Origin of the sequence: Alkaliphilus serpentinus (genome assembly GCF_009017255.1) — a bacterium.
Lineage (GTDB): Bacteria > Bacillota > Clostridia > Peptostreptococcales > Natronincolaceae > Alkaliphilus_D > Alkaliphilus_D serpentinus.
In genome coordinates, this window is the sequence record NZ_WBZB01000062.1 from 1 (window position 1) to 4,477 (window position 4,477).

Genomic DNA, 4,477 nt, shown 5'->3' on the forward strand with positions numbered 1-4,477 from the left:
GAAGTTAATTTTACAATTGAGGCTTTTTTAATGAAGAGCCAGCTATCGGCCTAATAGAGACACTAACTACAAATCCTGCTGGACTTGTATTCCTCATTGAGTTTATTATTATGTATGCTTTTTTCTCCTACAGCATGTTGATTGCATTGCAAAAGTTTAACGTAAGTAATATTTGGGGGCTAATACTGGCAGGAGCACTGTTTGGCTGGTGGACAGAAGGCATAGTGATTCCAATTTACTATGAAGCCCTTCCCTACTCCATTTTTTGGCCCAGTATAGGATGGCATGTAATTGTGGATGTACTTCTTGGGTGGTACTTGGTTAGAAAAGTTTTACATATGAATAAACCACTGTTTACAATTCTACTTTCGTCTGCTCTAGGGGTGTTTTGGGGAATATGGGCCACTTGGTTTTGGGGCGAAGGCATGTCCCCCATAGCACCAACGGATTTTGTAATATATAGCTTTTTTACAGTTTTTCTATTGATTATAGCCTATTGGTCAATTGATAGCTTTAATCCCGTTAAAATGGTTATTTCAAAACTAGAAATTATCTTGTTTGCTATGTTTAGCATTTTTTGCTTTATTACCATTACACTATCCTTAGGGATACTACCTATTCTCTACTTTGTTCCAATGGTGGCAATTACTTGCGTGGTTTTGTGGATAGGTGGCAAAACAGAAAAAAAGCATTCACTGTTTAGTGGATTTGAGGTAAAATCAAAAAAATGGCAATATCCAATATTATTGTTAATACCCTTGATTTCATCAATTGTGTATAACTATATCTATAAAAGCAAGCTAGATACTGGCTTTACAGAGCTAATACCCTTAGCACTGCTGGTGGCAGGCGTTCTACTATATTTAATTGCCATGGTAAAGGTAGCATTTAAAACAAGGTAATATACATTGAATAGGGTGCCAACAACCCCGTCAGACTGCGTAAAACAAACTATAAAATAGCATATAAAAATGTCTGTAAATGTTTAAATAATAAATTTCCAATTGTACCAATTATGAAATGTATATGATTTTCCCATAAGAGAATATCCATATACCATATATCCTCTTTTCACTTTGCAATTATTTAATGTTTGTAAAAACTCTTCCTTATCTTCTTCGTCTTCAAATATTATATGCTTACTAATTCCTCGCAGGATTATTTAATATAGGCCACTTTCACTTTTTTCTCGTGTTTTTCTTGGCATAAAAAACAGCTCCAAACATAGACTAGCATACATTTGGAGCTGTTGCAACCAACAGAACCATCCCCTTGGTTTAATAAATGGTCTTATGATTGTTAAACAACATCAATTTCCTTTAAGGCCTTTAATTATATTTTTCATAGTATCTACTAGAACTACTTCACCATCTTTACTTAAATTTGCATGTAAAGATAATAAATCACCCTAATAAACTACTTCTAATAATTTATAGTTTCCAGATAGATTTGTAAAAACACCATCATATCCTTCAATACTAACGATTTGAGAATCAGAATTTCTTGACTGTACAGAATTATTAATCGAAACCATGTTTATCGAGGCAGTAAAATGTCTTACTGTTCCTTGAGAAGCTTTTGCGAAATCTAGTCTCAAAAGAGCAAGAATCTCAGCACTATCTATTTCCTCATAATACAGTAGTCCTTCTTCAGCTAGCATCTCTGCATGTTCTATCCATGAGTTAAAATACTCTTTTGGGTATGTTGTATTAACACTTGCCCCACTTAAACTGTAATCGCTTGGCACACTATTTTTAACGATTTCAACCCATGGATGATCATAGTTTGAATAAAATTCTTCCATTTTACTTATCGAATAACGTTTTAGTCTATTTGAAGTAAAGACAAAAGGAGCCTCTAATCCTTCATCCATGTAATAGCCTATTAAATCTTTTCCTTCAGTATTACTAATCTCTATCAAATCCTTATATACATTAGTATATAGTTCATATATTTCTTTATCTACATCATCATTAATGTCAAATTGTGTAAACCATGTCTTTTGTTCAGTTTTAATTGTATAGGAACCATCTTGATTAATCACAATCCAAGCCCCAGCGAATACCATCGATACTGACATAACAATCATAGCTGCTATCAATATTATTTTCCTCGGAGTTCTTTTCTTACTCCTTATTTTATTCATTACTCTTGAAGTTACATCAATTTCATTCACTTCAATATTTTTCAATCGTTCACTTAAAGTATCTTCATTAAGCATTTATAGTCCCCTCCTTTATATTATCTAGTTCAGCTTGCAACTTTTTTCTTATTCTTTCATATTGCTTTCGTAAAGTAGCTGGTTTTTTATCAAAATAAGTAGATAGCTCTGCATAACTCATTTCTTCTACTACTATTAGTATAAGTAAAGACATTTCAAAGGTAGTAAGGACTTCTTTAATCTTAATCAACAAATCATAATCTTTATCTTCAAGTGTATAATAATTTGATTTGTTCTTGATTTTTTCAATCGTTTCTTGATTTTTTCTTTTTAAACGGAAGAACTGCATAGCTTGGTTATATGCAATTCTATATAACCAACTCTTCATAGAGTTGATATTTTTTAACTTATCCAATTTGTAAAATGCTATCGTAAATGTCTCTTGTGTTAAATCTTCAGCAACATGATGATTTAGTGTATAAGTAGCAAATATCCGTATATTAGATTTTGGTAGTAGTTTATTACATCACCATACAGTTTAATGTTGCCATTTCTTATTTGGGTTACAACTTCAATGAGATTATCCATCGCTACTCCTTTCTGAAAGCTTTCATATATATGATGTAAAAATACCTATAAATGTGACATAATATTAAAAAAATATTCCAATAAAAGATCATATAATTGAAATTCTTCGATTAAAACCTTTGTTTTCATCATTATCAGTGATGCTGACACACCTTTACCGCCGCCTACCTTCTTCTACGCAGCCGAACTTTTTTAGCATTGTTGCTGATGGTACTTTCCCTTCAACGACATTTACTGTTGCTAATTTCCATCACTTGATACGCCTCCCTTGATGTTAGTTTCTAGGTGTGCTTCTGTTGTTTGTCAAAATATTTAACCCATGGATATCTTCCAAAAATCCTTTTAAAGCCACAGCTTAAATAAATAGGTAAAGTGGATTCCACATAGGCAACAGTTGCTCCCAACTCACCACAACGTCTTACTGCCTCCAATACCGCAGCCTTCCCTAAGCCCATTCTTCTATAGTCTGGATCAGTGGCCACAGGCTCAACATAAGCATATTTATGGGTTTCCTCAAACCAGATTCCTGCATAGGATACAAAGTCTCCATTGGGGGCAACAACTACAATATTCAGATCCTTTCTGAAATTAGGTGCTGATTGCATCAACTTTCTATCTTCTATCCCATTGGCGGGTGGCTCTCCCGTATGGTTAAAGCCCCTCCAAAGGACTCTGTCTACCTTATGCAAATCATTGTCATCTGCTAAGCTTTGTAGCCTAAATCCCTCTGGTAGCTTTATCTCAGGGAAGGGGTTAGGAATAGGCATCCAGGTTACAACACACCATGGTTTATCAGTTTCAGTTTTTTTGTAGCCCTTTGATTCAGCAATTTCTTCTAACTCCTTATCAAAATCATTGATATTGGCTGATAAATATTTTTTATCAGGATATTTGCCTGACTGTCCCAACAAGTTGGCTTCAGCATATTCAAACATCTCTTCTTTTAGATGTGTATAATCGGGATCTACATGGAAGAAGGCTTCTCCTAACCTCATCTCATAGTTAACCACTGCCACGATTTTACCTGTATCCTCCCAAATACCAATCCTATTCAAATTACTTTCATCTTGCATTGGATGAAAATGCATATACTCCCATCTTGGCTGCAGCCAATTGAGATATTTTCCTTCTCCTATGTAGGTTTCATTTAAGAAATCATTAACTCTTTGATAATCTTTTTCTCTATTATATTTTCGCAGTACTATTCCCATAATTATTATTCCTCCTAGTTAGTATTATTTAGAATGTAGACACCCTATATAGATCTTTCAGGACCAACTCATAACTTTTATACATAAAAAAACTGCAGCTAGATAAGTCTTCTACAGTTAAATTCCATAATTCTAAAGAATACACAGAAAGGTTTCGTTAATAAACCCTTTTGTTTACTCCTAGGAGAATTAAGCTATTTAGACTATAAATGACTCCTCTACTTACTAAGCTGAAAAAGACGAACACAAAAAAACCTATACTTAGGCGTTCAATTCCTTTTACTAATTTTCAAAAGAAAATTATTAGCAAGTAGTAATCATCATTTTTTAGCCCCCTTTATTAAGATAATTCTATTATAAGGGTAATTCTGGTAAACCACAAGAGAACTTATAAAAATTATAGATATAATCATTAAAATAATCTTATCTGATTTTACCGAAAATCTGATGTGCCTCCTTCTACGTTATTTTCTTTTGGAATAACTGATTTATTAGAACAGAACAAAAGCATTTCATG

4 protein-coding genes are annotated in these 4,477 nt (G+C 33.3%); 1 reads left to right on the forward strand and 3 read right to left on the reverse strand.

Annotated elements, in window-relative coordinates:
• Positions 1 to 134 precede the first annotated feature (134 nt).
• Positions 135 to 902, forward strand: a complete 768-nt coding sequence (locus F8153_RS14845) for a hypothetical protein (protein WP_192929845.1) — start codon at positions 135 to 137, stop codon at positions 900 to 902.
• 506 nt (positions 903 to 1,408) lie between these two features.
• Here F8153_RS14845 and F8153_RS14850 read toward each other — a convergent pair.
• The 3 genes from F8153_RS14850 to F8153_RS14860 form a co-directional block, all read right to left on the reverse strand.
• Positions 1,409 to 2,221 carry a hypothetical protein gene (locus F8153_RS14850; protein ID WP_151867144.1) on the reverse strand — a complete coding sequence of 271 codons (813 nt, stop codon included), beginning with the start codon at positions 2,219 to 2,221 and terminating at the stop codon, positions 1,409 to 1,411.
• Positions 2,214 to 2,660 (reverse strand): RNA polymerase sigma factor, encoded by a 447-nt coding sequence (locus F8153_RS14855; protein ID WP_151867145.1) that lies wholly within the window; start codon positions 2,658 to 2,660, stop codon positions 2,214 to 2,216. Before F8153_RS14855 ends, F8153_RS14850 begins: the two co-directional genes overlap by 8 nt.
• 370 nt (positions 2,661 to 3,030) lie before the next feature.
• The gene (locus F8153_RS14860; protein WP_151867146.1) at positions 3,031 to 3,960 is read right to left on the reverse strand and encodes a GNAT family N-acetyltransferase; all 930 of its coding nucleotides are present in this window, start codon (positions 3,958 to 3,960) and stop codon (positions 3,031 to 3,033) included.
• Positions 3,961 to 4,477 lie beyond the last annotated feature (517 nt).

Bases quoted from the DNA above. Each gene is read 5' to 3' on its own strand.
- F8153_RS14845 (WP_192929845.1), top strand. From the start codon at position 135: ATGTTGATTGCATTGCAAAAGTTTAACGTAAGTAATATTTGGGGGCTA.
- F8153_RS14850 (WP_151867144.1), bottom strand. From the start codon at position 2,221: ATGCTTAATGAAGATACTTTAAGTGAACGATTGAAAAATATTGAAGTG.
- F8153_RS14860 (WP_151867146.1), bottom strand. From the start codon at position 3,960: ATGGGAATAGTACTGCGAAAATATAATAGAGAAAAAGATTATCAAAGA.